We start from the raw sequence: 23,375 nt of genomic DNA, 5'->3' as shown, positions 1-23,375 counted from the left end.
AGGGTTACTTGCTGCGGACGGCGTTGACCACGTAGTCAACAGCCTTCTCGACGGCAACGTTCTCTGCCTCACCGCTGCGGCGGTCCTTGATCTCCACGACGCCGTCCACCAGCCCACGGCCAACGGCCAGGATGGTGGGCACGCCAATGAGTTCCGCGTCGCCGAACTTAACGCCCGGGGACACCTTGGGGCGGTCGTCGTAGATGACCTCGAGGCCGGCGGCTTCGAGCTCGAGGGACAGCTGTTCGGCGGCAGCGAAGATTTCCTCGCCCCGGCCCACAGCCACAACGTGGACATCGGCAGGAGCCACTGCACGGGGCCAGACCAGGCCCTTGGCGTCGTGGTTGGATTCGGCCAGGGCAGCGACGGCACGGGTGACGCCGACACCGTAGGAACCCATGGTGACCACCACCTGCTTGCCGTTCTGGTCCAGGACCTTCAGCTCAAGGGCTTCGGCGTACTTGCGGCCGAGCTGGAAGATGTGGCCCATCTCAATGCCGCGTGCGGTTTCCAGCGGACCGGAACCGTCCGGGGCCTCGTCACCGGCGCGCACTTCGGTGCACTCGATTACGCCGTCCCAGCCGAAGTCCCGGCCGGCCACAAGGCCGAAGACGTGCTTTCCGGCCATGTTGGCTCCGGTGACCCAGGCGGTGCCGCTGACAACGCGGGGATCCACCAGGTACAGGAGCTTGGCGGCACCTTCGAGTCCGAGGAGCGGTGCGCTCAGTGACATGCCGGGGCCCAGGTAGCCGCGGACGATCAGGGGGTTGCGGGCAAGGTCTTCCTCGCCGGCGGCCTCCACGGTGATCTCGCCGGCGACCGGCAGGTAGGCGCCGATGTTGGCCTCAACCCGCTTCAGGTCCACGCCGCGGTCACCCGGCACGCCGATGACGACGATCTGCCGCTCGCCGGTGGGCAGGGTGATGGCGAGGACGACGTTCTTCAGCGTGTCAGCGGCCGTCCAGGCGCCGCCGTCGTTCTCCCCGCGGGGAGCCAGCTCGTTTGCTGCGTCCACGAGCGTGTCGATGGTGGGAGTGTTCGGGGTGTCCCGGATCTCGGCGGCAGGCGCGTTGGTGAAGTCGATGTCCGCAGGCACCACGGTGGTGACGGCTTCAACGTTGGCCGCGTAACCGCCAGCTGACCGCACGAACGTGTCTTCGCCGATCTCGGTGGGGTGCAGGAACTCCTCGCTCCGGGAGCCGCCCATGGCTCCCGCCGTGGCAGCCACCGGAATAACTTCGAGGCCGAGGCGCTCGAAGATCTTCAGGTAGGCGGCGCGGTGCGCGTTGTAGCTCGCGTCCAGGCCGGCGTCGTCGACGTCGAACGAGTAGGAATCCTTCATGATGAACTCGCGGCCGCGCAGCAGGCCCGCGCGGGGCCGGGCTTCGTCGCGGTACTTGTTCTGGATCTGGTAGATGCTCAACGGAAGGTCCTTGTACGAGGAGTACAGGTCCTTGACCAGCAGGGTGAACATTTCCTCGTGCGTGGGAGCCAGGAGGTAGTCCCCGCCCTTGCGGTCCTTGAGCCGGAAGATGCCCTCGCCGTACTCGGTCCAGCGGTTCGTGGCCTCGTAGGGCTCCTTGGGCAGGAGCGCCGGAAAGTGCACTTCCTGGGCGCCGATGGCGGCCATTTCCTCGCGAATGACCTTCTCCACCTTGCGCAGCACGCTCAGGCCCAGCGGCAGCCAGGTGTAGATGCCCGGCGCTGCCCTGCGGATATACCCGGCACGGACCAGGAGCCGGTGGCTCGCCACCTCGGCGTCGGCGGGATCTTCGCGCAGGGTGCGCAGGAACAGCTTGGAAAGTCGAAGGACCACGGGTAGGAATCCGTTTCTTGGGAGGTGCCTGTTCTGATGACGGGCTTGGCAAATTCGTCTGGGTACTAATCTACCGTGGAGCGGCGGGTGCCGGGTTCCCGGCCGCCGGCCACGTGCGTCGGACGCTGAAATCCGCGCCGGACGGAGAAGAGCCACGCCAGAACTAAAGGAAGCCCCTGGCCGTCACCGGCTGGTCATCCTGTTTTGGCGTGGCTCTTACGGCCCGTCGGACCGATAAGTCCGGAGGAAGCGCTAGGCGTGCCTGCTGGGAAGGTCAACGTCCAGTGCCATCTGCTGATTTCCCCTCTGAGACCGCACGCACCCCATCGGCGCGGCTAGGAAGAACCTATGTGATCCACGGCACCATTACAAGAGTCGTCACGCAGTTTTCTGCAGTTGACTCCGCGTTACCGCGTGCGTCCCGGAGGGCGGCCGGTTAGTCAATGAGGGCCGCCGCCTGGTCCAGCAATGCCTCCGCCGACGTCAGGTCGGAAGAGGTAACACCCGACCCTGAAGCCTGCGCGGAGATCAGGACTCTACCTTTGACGGCAAAGGTCATCACAGTGCTCTGGGTGGCGCCCGTGGGCAGCGTGACGTCCGTCTGCATGGCGACGGCGCCGGGAGTGGCGGCGCTGCTGTCAAGCCTGGTGGTGGCTGCTGTCATGGACATTCCGCCGATCTCCATGCTGATGTTGCTGCAGGCTTCGATGTCGCTGTCGCGCTGCGCGAGCGTCCGGTCCAGCTTTTCCTTTTCAACGCCGGAGAGGAGGGAAAGCGTCTGGGTCAGTGCTGCCGTGGAGGCCGTGGATGCGCCAACCGCCAACGTGGTGTTGCTATCCGGCTTGAGTGCCGTGCCCGTCGCGATGGAATTGCACTCAGCGGGTTCCACCCGGACTTCGGTCATCAGGGACATCATCTGATCGAGCGCCTGCGAGACTTTCTCCGCGGGCATCACGGACAGGGCTACGCTCTCCGAGTCCTTCACCGCTCCGGTGATCGCCGCGAGCTCATCGGCCGTCAGCATTTTGAACCCGTCTTCCGTGGGAGTCGGGCTGGGCGTAGCCGTCGCGGCGGAAGTTTCCGAGGCCGGCCCGGCTTCCGCGGTATTAGCGGGTCCGCTGCAAGCGGACAGCCCCAGCACCAGCAAGGCGGATGCTCCTAAAAAGCGCACAACGGACGTATTCATTTATCCCCCAATAAAGTTCGAATGCCGGCCGGTTGCGGCCAGCTAGAACAGAACTGTAGCGAACGTGCCCACCTGGTGGAAGCCCACACGTTCGTAAGTGGCCCTCGCCCGTGCGTTGTAGTCGTTGACATACAGGCTGGTGACGGGCGCCAGCTTCTGCGCCAGCAATACGACGGCGGCCATGTAGCCGGCGCTAAGCCCCAGTCCGCGGGAGGAGGGGTTCATCCAGACACCCTGGACCTGGGTTACATCGGGAGTAACCGCGCCCAGTTCGGCCTTGAACATTACCTGGCCGCCCTCGTCGAGGTGGACGAGGGAATGACCCTGCCGGATGAGGCCTTCAACGCGCCTGCTGTAGAACTCGCGGCCGCCCAGGAACGGCGAATAACCGACTTCCTCCTCGAACATGGCGGCGCAGGCGGGAAGGATCCTGTCGAAGTCGGCGAGCTGGCCGACGCCCAGGCCCGCGTTTGCCTGTACCGCCGGCGGCCCGGCGATGGTCATCAGCGGCTGGTCCGACCGGACGTCGTGTGCCTGCTGCCCGAGCTGCTCCAGCTGCTCGTACATGGCCAGGACAGTATCGGCGGGGCCGAAGATGGAGGCGAAGCGGCGTCCGGAGCGTTGCGCATGCTCGGCGACCAGCCCGGCGAGTTCAGGGTCCAGCTGGACGGGCACAAGGTTTGCACCGGCCCAGCACGCGCCCACCAGCGAGCCGCCGTCGAACACGCCAAAGATACTGGCCCCGCCCGTGGTGGGCGCGGCCGTCCCTGTAGCGGCCAGGTGCGACAGGATGAACACGTTGGCCACAACGTCCGTCCGGGCCAGTTCCCGCAGCTCGGCGGTGTCCGGCCCGGACAGGACCCGGATTGATATGCCGGGCCCGGCGGTCTCCTTACGAGACGCTAACCACGGGGCTACCCTTGACAGCATCTTCGCCATCGGCCTCCCCCATCTCTTCAGCGATTCGCATGGCCTCTTCGATCAGTGTCTCAACAATTTCGCTCTCAGGGACAGTCTTGATGACCTCCCCCTTCACAAAGATTTGTCCCTTGCCGTTACCCGACGCCACACCAAGGTCGGCTTCGCGCGCCTCTCCCGGGCCGTTGACGACGCAGCCCATAACGGCCACGCGCAGCGGGATCTCCATGCCTTCCAGGCCGGCCGTGACCTGTTCGGCCAGCGTGTAGACGTCCACCTGGGCGCGGCCGCAGGACGGGCAGGAGACAATTTCGAGCTTGCGCGGCCGCAGGTTCAGCGACTGCAGGATCTGGTTGCCGACCTTGATTTCCTCGACCGGCGGGGCCGAGAGCGAAACGCGGATGGTGTCGCCGATGCCCCGGGACAGGAGCGCGCCGAAGGCGGTGGCGGACTTGATGGTGCCCTGGAAGGCCGGTCCGGCCTCGGTGACGCCGAGGTGGAGGGGCCAGTCCCCCTTTTCGGCCAGCATCTCGTACGCGGCAACCATGATCACGGGATCGTTGTGCTTGACGGAGATCTTGAAGTCGTGGAAGCCGTGCTCCTCGAACAGTGAGGCTTCCCAGACCGCCGACTCCACCAGGGCCTCGGGGGTTGCCTTGCCGTACTTCTTCAGGATCCCGGGCTCCAGGGACCCCGCATTGACGCCGATCCGGATCGAGGTGCCGTGGTCCTTGGCTGCGCGGGCGATCTCCTTGACCTGGTCATCGAACTTGCGGATGTTGCCGGGGTTGACGCGCACCGCGGCACAGCCGGCCTCGATGGCGGCAAAGACGTACTTGGGCTGGAAGTGGATGTCCGCGATGACGGGGATCTGGGACTTCCGCGCGATGATCGGCAGGGCTTCAGCATCATCCGCGGACGGGCAGGCCACGCGCACGATGTCACAGCCTGAGGCTGTCAGCTCGGCGATTTGCTGCAACGTGGCGTTGATGTCCGTGGTGGGCGTGGTGGTCATCGACTGCACGCTGATGGGCGAATCCGAGCCGACCCCGACCGAGCCCACCTTGATCTGGCGGGTCTTCCTGCGCGGGGCGAGGACGGGCGGCGGTGCTGACGGCATTCCCAGGCTGACCGAGGTCACGTGGACTCCTATTTATATCGAAGTTCGATGGTTTGTGGTGCCGGCAGGCTAGGCGGCGTGTTCGGCCAGGAGGCCGGTCACCGGGTTCCATTCCGTGGTGCGGGTGCCTGCGATGACGTCGGCCGAGGCGTAAGGATCCTGCTTGAGGATACCGTTCAGCGCATTCTCGTCTGCGGCCTTGAAGATCAGCAAAGCCCCTGCGCCGTCGCCATAGGGTCCGCTGGCCAGGAGCGCGCCATCGCGGGCAAGACCGGCGGTCCATTCGCGGTGCGCCGGACGGGCGGCGTTCCGTGCGTCGGTGGACTCGGCGGCGTATACGTACTCAACAGCAAAAACAGTCATATGGATACCCTATCCCCATGCCCGCCCGAGTATGTATCCGGTTCAGCCAAGGAAGAAGATCCTGGCGAGGGCGGCAACTCCGGCGGCCCACAGCATGGAAGCCAGCGTGCCGATGATGAACCGCTCTGCCGCAACGGGAGTCTCTTTCAGCTCCGCGAAGCGTCCCAGGCCCTTGATGGCCACCACATAGGCAATGGCCACGGGCTGGCCGGCCAGGACGGCCAGGCACACCGCCAGCCTTTCCAGGACGCCGATAATGGCGCCGCCGCGCAGTATCCGCGTGGTGGGTGCCGGCTGGGCGGGAGCCTTGGCCACCGTGACGTCTGCGGCGGGATCGTCAGCGGCGGGATCGTCAGCGGATCCGTCGGCGGCCCGGTCTTCCGCGGCCTTGGCCGCGTCAGCCCTATCGTCGATGGTCCGGGCCAGCCGGAACACCAGTGCGGTGACGGGCCAACCGGCGAAACCTGCCGTCAGCAGGGCGAGGGTAATCCAGAGGGCGTTCACCTGTGTCCTTCCAGCACTGCATCATGGGCCAGGGCCAAAAGCATCTCAGCGGCAGGCCTCGCCGCCCATTCTTCCTGCCAGCCGGATCTCAGGACGGCGCGGCTCACCGATTGCTCCGTGATTCCGAGTTGAGCGGCCGCGAGCTTCTGGCTGCCGTGCCTGGCTGACGCATCCTGCTGCAGCCCGCGGAGGGCATCCACCACTTTCCATTGGGCCTGGGTGCGCTCCTGCACCAGCCGGCCGATGAGACGCAGGACTGCCTCAGCGTTTGCGCACGCCCTGATGCCCGGGCCGGCCTCGGGTGTAGCCGCTCCGCCGCGGCGGAGGCCGCCGGAAACCACGGACAACGGAACATGGGCGGCAGCGGATTTGGCTTTTTCCACCGCCAGCCGGGCAGCGAGGAATGCCTGTCCGGATCCTTCGCGGGGGCTGGCCGGCAACGGAAGATCGACGGCACCCACTCCGATTCCGACGTACCACTGGCCGCTGCGCAAGCAGTGAAGGGCGATGTCCACGACCTCCGCCGGCTTTTCCACGACGCCCTGCACTTCGTCTCCGACGGAGCGTTCGAACCTGCCGGCGGTGGACATCCGGTGCAGCTCTGCGAGGAGGCCGGGCACACGGTCCCTGTCCCCTGTGCTGCCCTGCTGGTCGACGGTGAGCACGTACATGTGGCAACCATAGTCGACTGATGATGTAACATCAATCATTTTCGGCTGATTTATGAAAAACAGTCAAAATGAGCTGACTATTGGAATGAAGCCGCGGAGAGCTGATTATCCAAAGAGATTAACTGGCTTGACGATATCCGCGTAGATCAGCAGCGCACTCATGCCCATGAGCAGCGCCGCCACCACGTACGTCACGGGCAGGAGCTTGGCGATATCGAAAGCTCCGGGATCCGGCCGGCCGAACAGCTTGGCTATCTTCCGTCGGGCTCCCTCGTACAGCGCACCGGCCACGTGGCCGCCGTCCAGCGGCAGCAGCGGTACCAGGTTGAACACCGCCAGGGCGAAGTTCAGTCCGGCCAGCAGTCCCACGAGCGCGGCAAGCCTGGACTGCAGCGGAACCTCCTCCATGGCCGCGACTTCACCAGCTACACGGCCCACACCCACGACGCTAATGGGGCCGTTCGGATCGCGCGGTTCTTCACTAAAAGCGGCCTTCGCAACGCCCACCACGCGGGCCGGAAGATTAAGGACGACGCCGGCAACCTGCCGGATGTTCTCCCCCGCCATGGGCAGGACGGACGACGCCGGCTGGGCAACGAGCGCTGTTTGGGCACCGATCCCCAGGAACCCGACTTCCTGGTACTGGAGGGTTCCGTTCGAATCAGTGGCCTGCCGGCCGTCGGCGCCGACGACCGGCCGGGCCGAAAGCACCGGAGTCACAGTGGTGGTGACCGGCGAGCCGTCACGTTCCACGGTGATGCTGACCTCCCGGCCCGCGGATGCACGGATCCAGCCGGTGAGCTCGTCCCAACTGGTGACCGCTTTGCCATCGAAGGACGTAATGGTGTCGTTCGGTTTAAGTTGCGCCGCGGCAGCGGGGGTGAGCTTGCAGTCGGCGGAGTCCGGGTCCACGGTCTCCCCGGCCTTGACCTGGCACTTGGAAACGTCCGCGATGGTGGTGGTGGGGGTACTGATCCCGAAGCCCATCAGCAGCACGGCGGTCAGCGCCACGCCGATCAGCAGGTTCATGGCGGGTCCGCCCAGCATGACGATGACTTTCTTCCACACCGGGAGCCGGTAGAAGACGCGCTTCTCGTCGCCGGGACCCACTTCCTCGTGGGCCATGGAACGGGCCTCGGTGGCGAGGGTCTGGAACATGCCGGTGCTGGAGGGACGCACCGTACCGTCGTCCTTGTTCGGCGGGTACATGCCGATCATGGACACGTAGCCGCCCAGCGGAATGGCCTTGACGCCGTATTCGGTCTCCCCCCGGCGTTTGGACCACAGGGTGGGGCCGAAGCCGATCATGTACTTGGTAACGCGCACCTTGAACAGCTTGGCCGGAACAAGGTGGCCCACCTCATGCAGTGCGATGGAGACTGCGATGCCGATCGCCACAAAGACGACACCGAGAATGAAGAGAATGACGGGACTCATGCGTAGATCTGCTGCTTCCTAGAGACTGCTCACTGCTAAACGTTCGTGGGTGCGCGCTCGTGCCCACGTTTCAGCATCCAGCACGGACTCAACTGTCAGCCCGGAAGATCCTGGGTGTTCGCTGAGTACCGCTTCGATGGTATCCACAATGTCCGTGAACCGGATCCGGCCGGAATGGAAGGCCATTACGGCCTCTTCATTGGCCGCGTTGAAAACGGCAGGGTACGTGCTCCCCTGCCTGGCAGCGTCCTTCGCCAGGCTCACGGCAGGGAAGGCCTCGGCGTCCAGCGGTTCGAAGGTCCAGCTGGTGGCCTGGGTCCAGTCGCACGGTGTGGCCGCCTTCGGGACACGGTGCGGCCAGCCGAGGCCGAGGGCGATGGGCAGGCGCATGTCCGGAGGAGAAGCCTGGGCAATGATGGAGCCGTCCACGAACTGGACCATGGAATGCACCACTGACTGCGGGTGGACCACCACGTCGATCCGGTCCAGCGGAATGTCGAAAAGCAGGTGCGCCTCGATCACCTCTAGGCCTTTATTCACAAGGCTGGCGGAGTTGGTGGTGACCATCAGGCCCATGTCCCAGGTGGGGTGGGCGAGGGCGTCCTGCGGCGAGACGTTGTGGAGTTCCTCGCGGGTCCTGCCGCGGAACGGGCCGCCGGAGGCCGTCAGGATCAGCCGGTCCACTTCGGCAGCGGTCCCGGAGCGCAGGCATTGCGCGATCGCCGAATGCTCGGAGTCCACCGGGACAATCTGGCCTTCCCGGGCGGCAGCCTTCACGAGGGCCCCGCCGACGATCAGCGACTCCTTGTTGGCCAGCGCCAGGGTGGCGCCTGATTTCAGGGCCGCGAGGGTGGGGGCCAGGCCGATGGAACCCGTGATGCCGTTGAGCACCACGTCGGCTTCGATTTCCGCTATCCGGGTTGACGCGTCCGGTCCGGCAATGATCTCCGGCCGGTAGCCTGCCACCCCGGTTGCGCGGGCGGCGTCGTCGATCAGGCCCTGCAGGACGGCCGCGTCGCCACTGGCCGTACCCACTGCCTTGGCCTTCGTGTGGACGGCCTGGCGGGCAAGGAGCTCCAGGTTGCCGCCGCCTGCGCTGAGTGCCACAACCTCGAAAAGATGCGGGGCGCCGTCGACGACGTCAATCGCCTGGGTGCCGATGGAACCGGTGGATCCGAGGAGAACGATTCTGCGTGGCTGCATCCGTTAAGTATCCCGCACGCCGGCGTCCCCTCCAGTCAGCGCGTCCGCCGGCGGCATGTGCCGCGGGACATTGACGCGGTGCGCGGCAGGCGTAACGTGAACAACGTGGAATGGGCCGCGTGGTTCGATGCGCCGGAGTACGAATTCGCCCGGCAGGTGCTGCAGCGCGGCGTCGCCACGATCTTCTTTGTGGCGTTCCTCTCCTGCCGCAACCAGTTCCCTGCCTTGCTCGGCGAGCACGGCCTCCTCCCGGTCCCGGACTACCTGGACAGTTTCAGGCGCCGCCGCCGGCCCAGCCTCTTCCTGTGGCGTTACTCGGACCGCCTGCTACGGCTGGTGTGTTGGGGCGGGATGGCCGTTTCGGCCACGCTCATCCTGGGACTTCCGCAGCTGGGACCGCCCTGGCTGCCGATGATCGCCTTCCTCACCCTCTGGCTGCTGTACATGTCGATCGTCAACGTGGGCCAGACGTTCTACGGGTTCGGCTGGGAGATGCTGCTGCTGGAAACAGGGTTCACGGTGGCGTTCCTGGGTTCGGACCAGACCCCGCCGCCAAGGACGATCCTGATCCTCCTGGTGTGGCTGCTGTTCAGGCTAGAGTTCGGCGCCGGGATGATCAAGATCCGGGGAGGACGCGAGTGGCGAGACCTGACCGCGCTCTATTACCACCACGAAACCCAGCCGATGCCGGGTCCGTTGAGCCGGCAGGCACACCTCCTGCCCAAGCCCCTGCACCGGATGGAGGTGCTGGGCAACCACTTCGCGCAGCTGGTGGTTCCCTTCTTCCTGTTCGCTCCGCAGCCGCTGGCCGGCATCGCCGCAGGCATCGTCATCTTCACCCAGCTATGGCTGGTGGCGAGCGGGAACTTTGCCTGGCTCAACTGGATGGCCATCCTGCTGGCTTTCGCAGCGGTCAGCGATCCGGTGGCCCATGCGGTGCTCCCCGTTATCCCGCTGGACTGGAATACGTACGGTTCCGGCGCCGGTGGAGGCACAGGTGCGCAGACGCCGCTGTGGTGGCTCGCCGTCGTCCTCGCCGTCACCGTGCTTCTGCTGGTGCTCAGCTACTGGCCGGCCCGGAACCTCCTGCAGCACCGGCAGCTGATGAACGCCAGCTTCAATCGCTGGCAGCTGGTCAACACCTACGGGGCTTTCGGCACGGTGACCAAAATGCGGATCGAGATCGTGGTGGAAGGCACCCTCGACGACGCGCCCGACGACGACTCCGACTGGCGGGAGTACGGGTTCCGCGGGAAGCCCGGCGACGTCCGCCGGCTGCCCCGGCAATGGGCTCCGTACCATCTCCGGCTGGACTGGCTGATGTGGTTCCTGCCGCTGCGCACCGTCCATGAGGAGTGGTTCTATGCTTTCCTCGCCAAGCTGCTGGAAGCCGACGGTGCGGTGCTGCGGCTCCTGCGAAAAGACCCGTTCGACGGCGCCCGCCCGCGGTGGGTGCGCGTCCACAGTTACCTGTACCGTTTCGCGAGCCGGGCGGAATACCGCGAGACGGGGCAGCGCTGGATCCGGACACGGCTGTATGAGGCCATTCCCCCGTTGTCCCTCCCGCCGGGGTCACGCTGACTTGAGCTCGTAGCGGCGCTCCGGACGGCCCGCACCGTATTTCAGGCGGACTTCAACCCGCGCCTCATCATGGAGGTATTCGAGGTAACGTCTCGCGCTGACCCGGGACGTACCGAGCAGGTCCGCGACCTCGGCCGCTGACAGGTCCGCTTCGGCGGACTGGAGCACGTCAACGACCCGGCTGAGGGTTTCCGGGCTGCACCCCTTGGGAAGGCGGTTTTCCGTCCGCTCCCCGCGCTCGGTGCGTTCCAGTCCGAAGACGCGGTTGACGTCGGATTGCTCGGCGACGTCCTTGGCAAGATCCAGGCCCTGGTAGGCGCTGCGATAGTGCTCCAACCGCTCCTGCAGGTCCGACTGCGAAAACGGCTTGATCAGGTAATGGACAATGCCGCCACGGAGCGCCCGGCGGACGGTTTCCACCTCGCGGGCCGCGCTGATCACCAGAACGTCCAGTTCCGGTGCTGTTTCCCGCAGCCGGCCCATCAGGTCAAGGCCGTTGATGTCGGGCAGGTGGATGTCCAGAAGGACCAGGTCAGGCTGCAGGCGGGCAGTTTCCGCCATGGCCTGGGCTCCGGTGTGCGCAACCCCGACGACAGTGAAACCCGGCGTGCGCTGGATGAAGCCGGCATGGACTTTTGCCACCATAAAGTCGTCGTCGACGATCAGGACCTTGATCATGGCCGGATCCCCTTTCCTGTCTTCAGCCGGGCCGTAAAGACGGCCCCGCCATCGTTGGCCACTGCAAGGTCGCCCCCGCTGCGCCGGCAGACCACCCGCGAGAGTGCCAGGCCGAAACCCCGGCCGCCGGCCGGCCCGGGCTGCTTGGTACTGAATCCCTGCCGGAAGATGTCATCGGTGGCTGCCCCGTCAATGCCCGGCCCGGTGTCCCGGACGGTCACTACCACTTCGTCGCGGCTGTCCTCGACGAGGACCCGGACCGATGCCTCCGCGGCTCCCGTGACGGCGTCGAGCGCGTTGTCCACAAGGTTCCCCACCACGGTCGTCAGGTCACGCGAGAGCTCATCGCCCACCGGCGACAGTGACGACGCGGGGTCCAGCTGCAGCGGCACACCCCGTTCCGCCGCAAGGCTTGATTTGGCGATCAGCAGGGCCGCGAGCGCCGGGTCCTGGATGCGGCTGGTCACATCATCATTCAGGCGCGTCCGGTCCACCGTGACTCCATTGACGAACTGCACCACGGAATCGTACTCGCCGATCTGGATCAGCCCCGAAATGACGTGCAGCTGGTTGGCGAATTCGTGGGCCTGCGCCCTGAGCGTGTCCGTTGCCGTCCGTGTTGTGCCCAGTTCGCGTTCCAGGGATGAAAGCTCAGTCCGGTCACGCAATGTGGCTACGGAACCCATCACCCTGCCCTTGGAACGGATGGGCACCCGGTTCAGCACCACCAGGCGCTCTCCCACCAGCACCATCTGATCCTGCCCGGGTTGCTCGCCGGTCAGGACTTCCTTGAGCGCCGGTTCGACGGGAAGTCCGGCCAGGTCCCTGCCCACACAGTCCGCGGGCAGGCCCAGCAATGCCCGGGCACTGTCGTTGGCCACGGTTATCCGTCCACGGAGGTCCAGCGCCACCACGCCTTCCTTGAGCCCGTGCAGCATCGCCTCGCGGTTCTCCACCAGCCCAGAGATTTCGCTGGGCTCCATGCCGAGGGTCTGCCGCTTGACCCTGCGCGACAAGAGCAGGGAGCCGGCAACACCCAGGACGCTGGCCACCCCCAGATAGGTCAGCAGGTTCGGGACCGCATCGCCCAGGCGCTCCCACGTGGACGGGTAGTTCCGGCTGATGGACGCAATTCCGATCATGATCCCGGAGTCGTCAAGGACCGGTACGTGGGCCGAGAGCACGGGGGTGGCGGTTCCGCCCACCACACCGGTCCAGGCCCGGCCCTCCATCACCCGGCTCGCACCGAGTTCCAACGGCCGGCCCAGCAGTCCGGGGTCCGACGACGCCACGACGGTGCGGTCAGACCGGGCGAGTGCCACCTGCGCGGACCCGGACACAGTGCGGACCGACTCAGCGACCGCGGACAGTGCCGCGCTGCCGCGCGGTTCGGCCGCGGGAAGCAGCGCGCGGACGGCGGGATTGCTGCCCAGGGCTTCAGCCGCGGACAGCGCCCGGCGCCCCTCGATCCGCTCGAACGCGGCGGCCGACTGGGCCAGGGAAATCGCTACGACGGCGACGAGGACGGCCAGGACTATCAGCAACTGCAGGACCAGGTACTGTCCCGCGAGGGACATTCCTCTTCGTCGAGTCACTGTTGGTTCTTTCCTCTGGTGGGCGGGGTACCGGAACTATACCCCAGCTCTCCCTGGCGGCCGGACGCACGGCCGCTCTTGCGGGACGGCATTCGAAGCGTCCGGTAAGACAGCGGAAACGTGAACGAAATGAACTTAACTTTCTCTGCGTACACAAGAGTGATGGCTGTCACTTCCGCGCCTAGCATCGGAGCACCAGTCAGTTTTGCTGACTAGCGTTACCAAGAACTTTACTGAGAAGAGGAACACCATGCGCCAGAACCGCGCATTGCGAATTGCCGCCGTCGCTGCCGGCATCGCCCTGATGGCCACCGGTTGCGGTGCCACCGGCAAGAGCTCCACGAGCGGCAGCTCCAGCGCCGCTGCCGGACCCGTCACCGGGCTGCAGATCCTGGTCCCCAATACGCCCGGCGGCGGCTACGACACCACCGCGCGTGCCGCCGCGAAGGTTCTCGACGACGAGAAGATCGCCACCAACACCGAAGTGTTCAACCTCGCCGGCGCCGGCGGCACCGTGGGCCTGGCGCGCGTGGTCAACGAAAAGGGCAACGGCGACCTCACGATGCTGATGGGTCTGGGCGTGGTGGGTGCCAGCTACACCAACAAGTCCGCGTCCAAGCTGACGGATACCACTCCGCTGGCCAAGCTCATTGAAGAGCCCGGCGCCATCATGGTCAGCAAGGATTCCCCGTACAAGACCATCGACGACCTCGTGAAGGCATGGAAGGCGGACCCGGGCTCCATCGCTGTCGGCGGCGGTTCCTCGCCGGGCGGCCCTGACCACCTGCTGCCCATGCAGCTCGCAGGAGCTGTGGGAATCGACGCCACCAAGGTCAACTTTGTTTCCTACGACGGCGGTGGCGACCTGCTCCCGGCCATCCTCGGCAACAAGCTCGGCTTTGCTGCCTCCGGGGCCGGTGAGTACCTCAAGCAGATTGAATCGGGCGAGGTCCGCGTGCTGGCCACCAGCGGCGCAGAGCGGCTGGACGGCGTTGACGCACCCACCCTTAAGGAATCCAACATCGACCTGGTGTTCACGAACTGGCGCGGCATTGTTGCCCCTCCGGGAATCAGCGACACCGACAAGGCAGCCCTCATCGCAGCCATCGAGAAGATGCACGGTACCGCTGCCTGGAAGGAGACCCTGAAGACGCACAGCTGGACCGACGCCTTTGTCACCGGTGACGAATTCAAGACCTTCCTGACCGAGCAGGACAAGCGGGTGGCGGACGTCCTCACGAAGCTTGGCTTGGCGTGAGTTCCTCACCCACGGTGGCCTCACGGCTCAAAGGCCGCTCCGAGCTGGGGGTCGCCCTCCTGCTCGGAGCGGCCGGGGTCATGGTCTTCCTCGACGCCTACGGCCTGGCGACACCCTATTCCAAGTCGGACCCGGTAGGTCCTAAAACGGTCCCTTTCATCGTGGCCGGCCTGCTCATCGTCTGCGCCGTGCTGCTGGCAGTGAATGTGATGCGCGGCGGCAAGGGCGAGGCGGAAGGCGGCGAGGACGTTGACCTGGCACACCCGGCGGACTGGAAAACCGTACTCCCCCTGGTTGGTGCCTTCGTCGCGAACATCCTGCTCATCGACTGGGCCGGCTGGGTGATCTCGGGAACCGTGCTGTTCTGGGGCAGCGTGTGGGCCCTCGGCGGACGGAACTACGTCCGTGACGGCCTCATTTCCCTGGCCATGTCCATCCTGACCTTCTACGGCTTCTTCCTGGGCCTCGGTATTGCATTGCCCGCGGGCTTGCTGGAAGGGATCCTCTGATGGACGTCTTCTCCTCCCTCATGGACGGTTTCGCCACTGCGCTGACCCCCATGAATTTCCTCTACGCAGTCATCGGCGTGGTCCTCGGCACCGCCGTGGGAGTCCTCCCGGGCCTTGGCCCGGCAATGACCGTGGCCCTTTTGCTTCCGGTCACCTACGCCCTGGAGCCCACCAGCGCCTTCATCATGTTCGCAGGCATCTACTACGGCGGTATGTACGGCGGCTCCACCACCTCCATCCTGCTCAACACACCCGGCGAGTCCTCATCGGTGGTCACCGCCATCGAAGGCAACAAGATGGCGAAAGCCGGGCGGGCGGCACAGGCGTTGGCCACCGCCGCCATCGGTTCCTTTGTGGCCGGCACCATCGGTACCACGCTGCTCGCCGTTTGCGCGCCGATCGTTGTCCAGTTCGCCGTCAGCCTGGGCTCCCCCAGCTACTTCGCGATCATGGTGCTCGCCCTGCTGGCCGTCACCGCCGTGCTGGGTTCATCCCGGCTGCGCGGGTTCGCGTCGCTGGGCCTGGGACTGGCAATCGGCCTTGTAGGCATGGACTCGGTCACCGGCCAGCAACGCCTCACCTTCGGGATGCCGCTGCTGGCGGACGGCCTGGACATCGTGGTGGTGGCCGTTGCCGTCTTCGCCGTCGGCGAGGCACTGTGGGTGGCTGCGCACCTGCGCCGCACTCCGATGAACATCATCCCTGTCGGACAACCCTGGATGGGCAAAGACGACTGGAAGCGGTCCTGGAAACCCTGGCTCCGCGGAACGGCTTTCGGTTTCCCCTTCGGAGCACTTCCCGCGGGCGGCGCCGAGATCCCCACGTTCCTGTCCTACGTGACGGAGAAACGACTCTCCAAGCACCCCGAGGAATTCGGCCACGGCGCCATTGAGGGCGTTGCCGGCCCGGAAGCCGCCAACAACGCCGCGGCAGCGGGCACGCTGACCCCCATGCTTGCCCTGGGCCTGCCCACCAACGCCACGGCCGCCGTCATGCTGGCAGCCTTCACGTCCTACGGCATCCAGCCCGGGCCGCAGCTGTTCGCAAGCGAGGGACCCCTGGTCTGGGCGCTGATTGCCAGCCTGTTCATTGGCAACTTCCTGCTCCTGATCATCAACCTTCCGCTGGCCCCGGTCTGGGCGAAGCTCCTCCAGCTCCCGCGGCCGTACCTTTACGCCGGGATCCTCTTCTTCGCCACGCTGGGCGCCTATTCGGTGAACCTGCAGGCGTTCGACCTGGTCATCCTGCTGGTGCTTGGCGCGCTGGGCTTCATGATGAGGCGCTTCGGGCTTCCCGTACTGCCGCTGATCCTGGGCGTGATCCTGGGGCCGCGCCTCGAAGGCCAGCTGCGCAAGACCCTCCAGCTCAGCGCCGGGAATCCGGCGGGCCTGTGGAGCGAAGCGATCGCCGTCGGGATCTGGGTCATCGTGGCGATCATCCTTCTCTGGCCGCTGCTGCTCAAGCTGATCCGCCGGAACCGCCCGGCGGGCAAGTCACTGCTTCCCGCCAATTCCGGCGCAGCCGACTCCAGCGACTGAATCGCCGCGAAGCATCGCCGAACCACACCGACCCACATTCAGCAGATACAAGGAGCAACCATGACGATCGTGGTGGGATACGTCCCGACACCCGAGGGCGAAGCAGCGCTGGCCCAGGCCATCGCCGAAGCGCGGAAGAGCAACAGCAGGCTGCTGGTCATCAATTCCTCCAAGGGTGATGCACTGGTGGACAACCGGTACGCGCAGGAACCCGAGATCCAGAGCATCGAGGACCGGCTCGCGACCCAGGGCATTGATCACGTGATCAAGCAGCCTGTCCGTGGCCATGATGCGGCCGCGGAGGTACTGGACGCCGCGGAGGAGCACAACGCCGATCTGATCGTGATCGGCCTGCGCCGCCGCACCCCGGTAGGCAAGCTGATCCTGGGAAGCACGTCCCAACGGATACTGCTTGAGGCGGACTGCCCGGTGCTGGCAGTGAAGGCCGGGTAGCGCCCTACGGCCGTCCAAGACTAGGGCCGTCTAGGACCAGGAGCATGAAAAGGCCGCAGGCCGGGAGTCCAACAACTCCTGGCCCGCGGCCTTTCGTCTCGAAAGGCGTTGCTAGCGCGCGGCCCGCCGCAGGGTGGATTCCGCGTGCTTCAGGATGGGTCCGTCGATCATCTTCCCGTTGAACTGGAACACGCCGCTTCCGGCAGCAGCGGCAGCCGCCAGGAGCTCCCTCGCCGCTGCGACGTCCGATTCCGCAGGGGCATACGCTTCCCGGACCACGGCCACCTGGCCTGGGTGGATGCAGGCCTTTGCACCGAATCCCGAGGCGACGGCGTCGCGCGACTCAGCTGCCAGCCCTTCGAGGTCCGGGATGTTGACGTACACCGCATCGATGGCTTCCTTGCCGAAGGCCCCGGCTGCGAGCAGCACCGCGGACCGGGCGTGCAGCGCCACCGCCCGGTAACCGCCGTCGTCGTTCCTGCTGGAGGTCCCGCCAAGCGACGCGAGCAGGTCCTCGGCACCCCACATCAGGCCCACCACGTTGGGTTCGGCGGCGATGGCTGCGGCGTTCAGAATCCCTAACGCTGTTTCGCACAACGCTATGACGCTGTAGTCCTCCAGCCCCTTCAGCTGGCCGGCGCTTTCAGCCTTGGCAAGCATCACGTGGCGGTACGGGGTGTGCTTGAGGCAGTGCAGGTCCTTCTCGAACTCTTCCGTTCCTGCCGGGTTGATCCGGATGATCGTCCGGCTGGGGTCCAGTTCCGGAACGTCGCCGGTGGCGCCGAGCTGGGCGAGGATGGCACCGCGGGCGCGCTGCTTGTCAGCAGGAGCGACGGCGTCTTCCAGGTCCACGATCACGGCGTCGGAACGCTCCGCGGCTTTTTGGTATCGCTCGGGACGGTCGGCAGGACAGAAGAGCAGGGCGGGACCCATCAGGAAAGTCATGTTTTGATTGTCCCCTTTTCGGCGGCTTCTTTCTGCGTGTCCGCGTGTGCCTCGCGCGTCCACATCAGGCAGCTCCGCGACGCCAAGGCCACCACCACACCGTTCTGGTTCCGGCCCGTGTGCTGCATGGTCACGATTCCCTGCCCCGGCCGGGAGGCGGACAGCCGCTTGCCGGTGATGACCGTCTCCGTATAGAGGGTGTCGCCGTGGTACAGCGGATGCGGGAACGATACATCGGTCAGTCCCAGCTGCGCGATGATGGTGCCCTGTGTCAGCTGCGGAACAGACTGCCCCACCACGGTCGCCAGGGTGAACATTGAGTTCACCAGCCGCTGTCCGAACGGCTGGCCGGCGCTCCAGGCGGCATCGAGGTGCAGCGCCTGCGTATTCATGGTCATGGTGGTGAACAGGACGTTATCCGTCTCGGTCACAGTCCGCCCCGGGCGGTGGGCGTAGACCACACCCTCCTCAAGCTCATCGAAGTAGAGGCCCCGCTGTTCAACGACGCGGGGGGCACTGCCCGGCTCCGGCGTCATACGGTCAGTTCCTGGTCTTCTTCGAAGAGTTCCGCACCCGTGGCCGCAGCGACTTCCTCGGCCGTCACGTTCGGGGCCAGTTCGCGCAGTACGAGCCGGGACGAGCCGCCTTCGGTGACGACGTCGATCACGGCGAGGTCGGTGATGATCCGGTCCACGCACCCCTTGCCGGTGAGGGGCAGGGTGCACTGCTGCACGATCTTGGGCTTTCCGTTGCGGTCCACATGCTCCATCATCACAATCACCCTCTTGGCCCCGAAGACCAGGTCCATGGCGCCGCCCATGCCCTTGACCATCTTTCCCGGGATCATCCAGTTGGCCAGGTCCCCGTTCTGGGCCACTTCCATGGCGCCGAGCACGGCAACATCCACATGGCCGCCGCGGATCATGCCGAACGAGGCGGCGGAGTCGAAGAACGCGGCGCCCTTATTCACGGTGACTGTCTCCTTGCCGGCGTTGATCAGGTCGGGATCCACCTGGTCCTCGCGGGGGTACGGTCCTACGCCCAGGATGCCGTTTTCCGAGTGCAGCACCACTTCGATGCCCGCCGGAATGTAGTTGGGGATCAGCGTTGGCATCCCGATGCCGAGGTTGACGTACTGGCCGTTCCGGAGTTCGCGGGCCACCCGCGCGGCCAGTTCATTGCGCGTCCAGCCCTTCGCTTCGGGGCTGGTGCCCGCAGGATGCCCGACGGCGGACGGCCGGTACTCGTGGCGTACGGCTTCAGGACGGGGCGGGGCTCCCGGCGTGCTGTTCGATTCCACGGCTATGCTCCTGCCTGGTCAGTTGCTTGGTCAGTTGCCTGGTGCTCATTCCGTTGAGAAGGGCTGCCGGCGGAGGACACTGCGACCGTCCGCTTTTCAATACGCTTCTCGCCCCGGGGGGCGAGCACAACCCGCTGGACGAAGATGCCGGGAACGTGCACATGCTCGGGATCCAGCTCGCCCGGCTCCACCAGTTCCTCAACCTCGGCGATGGTGATCCGGCCGGCCATGGCGCACAGCGGATTGAAGTTCATCGCCGTGGCGTGTAAGACAAGGTTCCCGTGCCGGTCCCCTTTCCAGGCGTGGACCAGGCCAAAATCCGGGGTCAGCGATTCCTCCAGCACATAGTCGGCGCCGTTGAAGTTGCGGACTTCCTTCGGCGCCGAAGCGATGGCGATGGCGCCGTCGGCGTCGTACTTCTGCGGCAGGCCGCCGTCGGACACCTGGGTTCCCACGCCGGCCGGCGTATAGAACGCCGGAATGCCGGCGCCGCCGGCGCGGAGTTTCTCAGCGAGCGTGCCCTGCGGGGTGAGCACCACCTCGAGTTCACCGGAGAGGTACTGCCGGGCGAACTCCTTGTTCTCCCCGACGTAGGAGCTGATGGTGCGGCGGATCCTGCCGTCCTTCAGCAGGATCCCGAGCCCCCAGTCGTCCACGCCGCAGTTGTTGCTGACGGTTTCCAGGCCGGTGGTTCCATGCCGGTGGAGGGCATCGATCAGGGCAACCGGGATCCCGCAGAGCCCAAAGCCTCCGACGGCAAGCGAGGCGCCGTCGGGGATGTCGGCAACCGCGGCCTCGGCACTGGCAACAACCTTGTCAATCATCGTTGATCCTTCCTGGTTTGCTCCCTGGTTTCGCTCCCTGGCGGGAAGCTACAGGCCGAGTTCGCGGGCGATCAGCATCAGCTGGACCTCCGTGGTGCCCTCCCCCACTTCAAGGATCTTGGAGTCGCGGTAGTGCCGTGCCACGGTGAATTCGTTGATGAAGCCATAGCCGCCGAACACCTGGGTGGCGTCCCGCGCGTTGTCCATGGCTGCCTCACCTGCGACCATCTTAGCGATGGCCGCCTGGGTCTTGAACGGCTTGCCGGCCAGCATCCTGGCGGCGGCGTCGTAGTAGGCCAGCCGGGCAGTGTGGGCCCGTGCTTCCATCCGGGCGATCTTGAACGCGATGGCCTGGTACTTGCCGATGTTCTGCCCGAACGCGCTGCGTTCCTTGGCGTATTTCACCGACAGGTCCACGCAGCCCTGGGCCGCCCCCGTGGCCAATGCCGCGATGGCGATCCGGCCCTCGTCCAGGATGGACAGGAAGTTCGCATAGCCGCGGCCCTGTTCGCCGAGGAGGTTGGCCTCCGGCACATGGACGTCCTTGAGCGTGAGCGGGTGGGTGTCGGAAGCGTTCCAGCCCACCTTGTTGTAGGCCTTCTCCGCCTTGAACCCGGGCGTGCCGGTGGGTACCAGGATGGTGGAGATTTCCTTCTTGACACTTCCGTCCTGGCGCTCGTGCTTGGCGGTGACAGCAGTCACGGTGACCAGGCGGGTGATGTCAGTCCCGGAGTTGGTGATGAATTCCTTGTTGCCGTTGATGATCCACTCACCGCCTTCGATCCGGGCGGTGGTCTTGGTGCCGCCAGCGTCGGACCCGGCTTCGGGTTCCGTCAGCCCGAAACCGGCCAGTGCCTTGCCGGAAGCCAGCGAGGGCAGCCATTCCTCCTTCTGGGCGTCGGTGCCGAACCGGTAAACGGGCATGGCGCCAAGGGACACGCCCGCCTCCAGTGTGATAGCCACGGACTGGTCCACCCGGCCCAACTGCTCCAGGGCCAGCGCCAGCGCGAAGTAGTCCCCGCCCATGCCGCCGAATTCTTCCGGGAACGGCAGGCCGAAGAGCCCCATGTCCGCCATCTGGGAGACGACCTCATAGGGGAAGCTATGTTCCTCGTCGTGTTTCGCGGAGACCGGGGCCACCACTTCGTCGGCGAATTCGCGGACGGTGTTGCTGAGGTCCTGGTATTCCTCGCTGAGCTCAAAATCAGCCATGCTGGGACTTCCTTGTCTTAACGCTGTAACGGGTCTGGTTGATGTCTTTGGTCTTGAAGCGGGGGCGCTACTCAGCGGCGCCCATGGCGATGACGGATTCCTCGATGGTGTCCTCCGCCTTCGACGGTTCGGCCGGGGAAGTTGGGTGGATCGTGGCAAGGACCTGGTCGGCCTTGACCAGGTCACCGGACGTGATGCTGATGTGGACCGTCCCGTCGAGCGGCGCCACCAACTGGTGCTCCATCTTCATGGCCTCCACGGAGAGCAGGACCTGGCCGGACTTCACGGCGTCCCCGTTGCTGACGTTGACGGACACCACGGTGCCGGGCATCGGCGAGCGCACGGCCGGGTCGGCAGCGCCTTCCTCACGCTCGATCGCCGCGAGCACCCGGGCAAGCCGGGCTTCGCGGGTGAGCACCTCGAGCCGGCAGGACCAGCCCTCGTTGCCGAGGAAGAGTTCCGATAGGACGCGGGGATCAGGCTCGAGCCAGCTCTGGGCGGGAGGACCGGTGTGAACGGGGGCAAGTTCATACCTGCCGACTTCGCCGTCGAGGGTGAGCACCGGACGTTGGCGGCCCTGGTATTGCAGGAGGGCCGTGAGCTGCGGCCCTCCGTTCACGCGCACAGTGACCGGTTGCCCCGCCGCGGGCCGGGTTACCTCCACGGTGGCGACTCCGCCGTCGGGGGTTCCCAGGCTGATCCGTCGCGGAGCCGCGGCACCGATTCGCCAGCCGTCGCGGCGCCGCCACGGACCAGCCACAGGTTCACTCCGGAGCTGGTCGTCCGCCTGGTCCAGGGCGTACAAGGCGGCGACAACAAGTTCGGCGTCGCCCACGCGCCGGAAGCTGAAGTCCGGCATCTTGCGTTCGATCAGGCCCGTGTCCAGCCGGCCCGCACGGACGTCGGTGTCGTTGATCAAGAGCCTGAGGTACTCGACGTTGGTGTCGATGCCCAGCGCGGTGTACCCGGCGAGCGCCCGGTCCAGGGTGTCCAAAGCCTCCGCCCGGTCCTCCCCCCACGCGATGACCTTGGAAATCATGGGGTCGTAGCTGCTGGAGATCTGGAGGCCCTCCAGGAGTGCTGAGTCGACCCTGACTTTGCGGTCCGCGGTGTCCGGCAGCTCGTCCAGCAGGACCACCTGTCCGATGGACGGCAGGAAGTTCTTTTCCGGGATTTCGGCGTAGACGCGGGCCTCCACCGAGTGACCGTTAAGCACGACGTCGGACTGCCGGACCGTGAGTTCCTCGCCGGCGGCGATCCTCACCTGCCATTCGACGAGGTCGATTCCGGTGACCATCTCGGTGACCGGGTGCTCCACCTGAAGCCGCGTGTTCATCTCCATAAAGAAGAACTCGTCCGGAGCGTTGTCCGAGACCAGGAACTCCACGGTTCCGGCGCCGCTGTAATTTACGCTGCGGGCGGCGTTGCAGGCGGCCTCGCCGATCCGAGCGCGGACGGCGTCGCCGTCGGGCAGGGATTCCAGCAGCGGCGAGGGTGCTTCCTCGATGACCTTCTGATGGCGGCGCTGCAGGGAACATTCGCGTTCGCCGAGGTGGATGACGTTGCCGTGGTTGTCCGCGAGAACCTGGACCTCGATGTGCCGCGGGGTGGTGACGAGCCGCTCCAGGAACAGGGTGTCGTCGCCGAAGGCGCTGGCCGCGACCCGGCGGGCGGTGGCCAGGGTGGCTTCCAGTTCCTCCGGACGCTCCACAATATGCATGCCTTTACCGCCGCCGCCGGCGGAGGGCTTGATCAGCAGCGGGAATCCGACGCCGGCGGCCGCCTCGATCAGCTGCGCGTCCGTCATGCCGGGTTCGGCGATGCCCGGGACAACGGGGACGCCGTAGCCGGTGACGTGGTTTTTGGAGCGGATCTTGTCCCCCATGACATTGAGGGATTCGACGCCGGGGCCGATGAAGGTGATGCCGGCTGCTTCGAGGGCGCGGGCGAAGTCGACGTTCTCGCTGAGGAAGCCGTAGCCCGGGTGCACGGCGTCCGCGCCCGTCTCGCGGCAGGCCTGGATGATCGCTTCGATCTTAAGGTAGCTTTCCGCTGCTGCGGCCGGGCCGATCCGCACCGCGAGGTCCGCCTCCCGCACGTGGCGCGCTCCGGCGTCGGCGTCGCTGTAGACAGCCACCGAGCGGATGCCCAAGGTGCGCAGGGAGCGGATGACGCGGCAGGCGATCTCGCCGCGGTTGGCGACAAGCACGGTGCCGAAGAGCGGCTTCGGAGAGGCTGTAGTCGGCGAAGAATTAGTCACAGCT

Annotated in this window: 22 protein-coding genes; 5 read left to right on the top strand and 17 right to left on the bottom strand. The window is 66.0% G+C overall.

Annotation, left to right across the window (positions count from 1 at the left end; genetic code table 11):
• Nucleotides 1–4: 4 nt before the first annotated feature.
• From ACFVWT_RS19970 to dxr, 9 genes are all read right to left on the bottom strand, one after another.
• On the bottom strand, nucleotides 5–1,816 hold the full coding sequence (locus ACFVWT_RS19970; protein WP_390250914.1) for a proline--tRNA ligase: 1,812 nt from the start codon (nucleotides 1,814–1,816) through the stop codon (nucleotides 5–7).
• Nucleotides 1,817–2,252: 436 nt separating this feature from the next.
• On the bottom strand, nucleotides 2,253–3,002 hold the full coding sequence (locus ACFVWT_RS19965) for a hypothetical protein (protein WP_390250912.1): 750 nt from the start codon (nucleotides 3,000–3,002) through the stop codon (nucleotides 2,253–2,255).
• 42 nt (nucleotides 3,003–3,044) lie between these two features.
• On the bottom strand, nucleotides 3,045–3,932 hold the full coding sequence (locus tag ACFVWT_RS19960; RefSeq protein ID WP_390251107.1) for a GNAT family N-acetyltransferase: 888 nt from the start codon (nucleotides 3,930–3,932) through the stop codon (nucleotides 3,045–3,047).
• Nucleotides 3,895–5,061, bottom strand: a complete 1,167-nt coding sequence (gene ispG, locus ACFVWT_RS19955; protein WP_011691265.1) for a flavodoxin-dependent (E)-4-hydroxy-3-methylbut-2-enyl-diphosphate synthase — start codon at nucleotides 5,059–5,061, stop codon at nucleotides 3,895–3,897. Before ispG ends, ACFVWT_RS19960 begins: the two co-directional genes overlap by 38 nt.
• Before the next feature lie 48 nt (nucleotides 5,062–5,109).
• Nucleotides 5,110–5,403, bottom strand: coding sequence for a YciI family protein (locus ACFVWT_RS19950; protein WP_390250910.1), 294 nt, complete (start codon nucleotides 5,401–5,403; stop codon nucleotides 5,110–5,112).
• Between the two features lie 42 nt (nucleotides 5,404–5,445).
• On the bottom strand, nucleotides 5,446–5,907 hold the full coding sequence (locus tag ACFVWT_RS19945; protein WP_390250908.1) for a hypothetical protein: 462 nt from the start codon (nucleotides 5,905–5,907) through the stop codon (nucleotides 5,446–5,448).
• Nucleotides 5,904–6,578: a MarR family transcriptional regulator gene (locus ACFVWT_RS19940; RefSeq protein ID WP_390250906.1), complete on the bottom strand. Its 675-nt coding sequence runs from the start codon at nucleotides 6,576–6,578 to the stop codon at nucleotides 5,904–5,906. Before ACFVWT_RS19940 ends, ACFVWT_RS19945 begins: the two co-directional genes overlap by 4 nt.
• Before the next feature lie 105 nt (nucleotides 6,579–6,683).
• Nucleotides 6,684–8,015, bottom strand: coding sequence for a M50 family metallopeptidase (locus tag ACFVWT_RS19935; protein ID WP_390250904.1), 1,332 nt, complete (start codon nucleotides 8,013–8,015; stop codon nucleotides 6,684–6,686).
• 18 nt (nucleotides 8,016–8,033) lie between these two features.
• Nucleotides 8,034–9,218 (bottom strand): 1-deoxy-D-xylulose-5-phosphate reductoisomerase, encoded by a 1,185-nt coding sequence (dxr, locus tag ACFVWT_RS19930; protein ID WP_390250902.1) that lies wholly within the window; start codon nucleotides 9,216–9,218, stop codon nucleotides 8,034–8,036.
• A 105-nt stretch (nucleotides 9,219–9,323) separates the two neighbouring features.
• On the opposite strand from dxr, the gene ACFVWT_RS19925 reads away from it, so the two are divergent.
• Nucleotides 9,324–10,799, top strand: a complete 1,476-nt coding sequence (locus ACFVWT_RS19925; protein WP_390251105.1) for a lipase maturation factor family protein — start codon at nucleotides 9,324–9,326, stop codon at nucleotides 10,797–10,799.
• On the opposite strand, the gene ACFVWT_RS19920 is transcribed toward ACFVWT_RS19925, so the two are convergent.
• Together ACFVWT_RS19920 and ACFVWT_RS19915 are read right to left on the bottom strand one after the other, a co-directional pair.
• Nucleotides 10,791–11,477 carry a response regulator gene (locus ACFVWT_RS19920; RefSeq protein ID WP_390250900.1) on the bottom strand — a complete coding sequence of 229 codons (687 nt, stop codon included), beginning with the start codon at nucleotides 11,475–11,477 and terminating at the stop codon, nucleotides 10,791–10,793. The genes ACFVWT_RS19925 and ACFVWT_RS19920 overlap by 9 nt on opposite strands.
• Nucleotides 11,474–13,054 carry an ATP-binding protein gene (locus ACFVWT_RS19915; protein ID WP_390251102.1) on the bottom strand — a complete coding sequence of 527 codons (1,581 nt, stop codon included), beginning with the start codon at nucleotides 13,052–13,054 and terminating at the stop codon, nucleotides 11,474–11,476. Before ACFVWT_RS19915 ends, ACFVWT_RS19920 begins: the two co-directional genes overlap by 4 nt.
• A gap of 268 nt (nucleotides 13,055–13,322) precedes the next feature.
• Between ACFVWT_RS19915 and ACFVWT_RS19910 the strand changes: the two genes are divergently transcribed.
• The 4 genes from ACFVWT_RS19910 to ACFVWT_RS19895 are packed head-to-tail and all read left to right on the top strand — an operon-like array spanning nucleotide 13,323 to nucleotide 16,830.
• Nucleotides 13,323–14,330 carry a Bug family tripartite tricarboxylate transporter substrate binding protein gene (locus tag ACFVWT_RS19910; RefSeq protein WP_390250898.1) on the top strand — a complete coding sequence of 336 codons (1,008 nt, stop codon included), beginning with the start codon at nucleotides 13,323–13,325 and terminating at the stop codon, nucleotides 14,328–14,330.
• The gene (locus ACFVWT_RS19905) at nucleotides 14,327–14,839 is read left to right on the top strand and encodes a tripartite tricarboxylate transporter TctB family protein (RefSeq protein ID WP_390250896.1); all 513 of its coding nucleotides are present in this window, start codon (nucleotides 14,327–14,329) and stop codon (nucleotides 14,837–14,839) included. The genes ACFVWT_RS19910 and ACFVWT_RS19905 overlap by 4 nt, the downstream gene beginning before the upstream one ends.
• Nucleotides 14,839–16,377 carry a tripartite tricarboxylate transporter permease gene (locus ACFVWT_RS19900; RefSeq protein WP_390250894.1) on the top strand — a complete coding sequence of 513 codons (1,539 nt, stop codon included), beginning with the start codon at nucleotides 14,839–14,841 and terminating at the stop codon, nucleotides 16,375–16,377. Before ACFVWT_RS19905 ends, ACFVWT_RS19900 begins: the two co-directional genes overlap by 1 nt.
• Before the next feature lie 60 nt (nucleotides 16,378–16,437).
• A complete protein-coding gene (locus ACFVWT_RS19895; protein ID WP_028272153.1) occupies nucleotides 16,438–16,830 on the top strand; it encodes a universal stress protein in 393 nt (130 codons plus the stop codon).
• A gap of 111 nt (nucleotides 16,831–16,941) precedes the next feature.
• Here the strand turns inward: ACFVWT_RS19895 and ACFVWT_RS19890 are convergent, their stop codons facing one another.
• From ACFVWT_RS19890 to ACFVWT_RS19865, 6 genes are all read right to left on the bottom strand, one after another.
• Nucleotides 16,942–17,775 carry an HpcH/HpaI aldolase/citrate lyase family protein gene (locus tag ACFVWT_RS19890; protein ID WP_390250892.1) on the bottom strand — a complete coding sequence of 278 codons (834 nt, stop codon included), beginning with the start codon at nucleotides 17,773–17,775 and terminating at the stop codon, nucleotides 16,942–16,944.
• Nucleotides 17,772–18,311 (bottom strand): MaoC family dehydratase, encoded by a 540-nt coding sequence (locus ACFVWT_RS19885; RefSeq protein WP_390250890.1) that lies wholly within the window; start codon nucleotides 18,309–18,311, stop codon nucleotides 17,772–17,774. Before ACFVWT_RS19885 ends, ACFVWT_RS19890 begins: the two co-directional genes overlap by 4 nt.
• Nucleotides 18,308–19,075, bottom strand: a complete 768-nt coding sequence (locus ACFVWT_RS19880) for a CoA transferase subunit B (protein ID WP_390250888.1) — start codon at nucleotides 19,073–19,075, stop codon at nucleotides 18,308–18,310. The genes ACFVWT_RS19885 and ACFVWT_RS19880 overlap by 4 nt, the downstream gene beginning before the upstream one ends.
• Before the next feature lie 2 nt (nucleotides 19,076–19,077).
• The gene (locus ACFVWT_RS19875; protein ID WP_390250886.1) at nucleotides 19,078–19,899 is read right to left on the bottom strand and encodes a CoA transferase subunit A; all 822 of its coding nucleotides are present in this window, start codon (nucleotides 19,897–19,899) and stop codon (nucleotides 19,078–19,080) included.
• Between the two features lie 48 nt (nucleotides 19,900–19,947).
• Entirely contained in the window at nucleotides 19,948–21,111 is a 1,164-nt protein-coding gene (locus ACFVWT_RS19870) for an acyl-CoA dehydrogenase family protein (RefSeq protein ID WP_390250884.1), read from the bottom strand.
• Between the two features lie 67 nt (nucleotides 21,112–21,178).
• Nucleotides 21,179–23,371, bottom strand: a complete 2,193-nt coding sequence (locus ACFVWT_RS19865) for a biotin carboxylase N-terminal domain-containing protein (protein WP_390250882.1) — start codon at nucleotides 23,369–23,371, stop codon at nucleotides 21,179–21,181.
• Nucleotides 23,372–23,375: the final 4 nt, after the last annotated feature.

This window comes from Arthrobacter sp. NPDC058288 (genome assembly GCF_042880995.1).
GTDB lineage: Bacteria > Actinomycetota > Actinomycetes > Actinomycetales > Micrococcaceae > Arthrobacter.
This window is presented reverse-complemented; position numbering and strand designations above follow the sequence as displayed.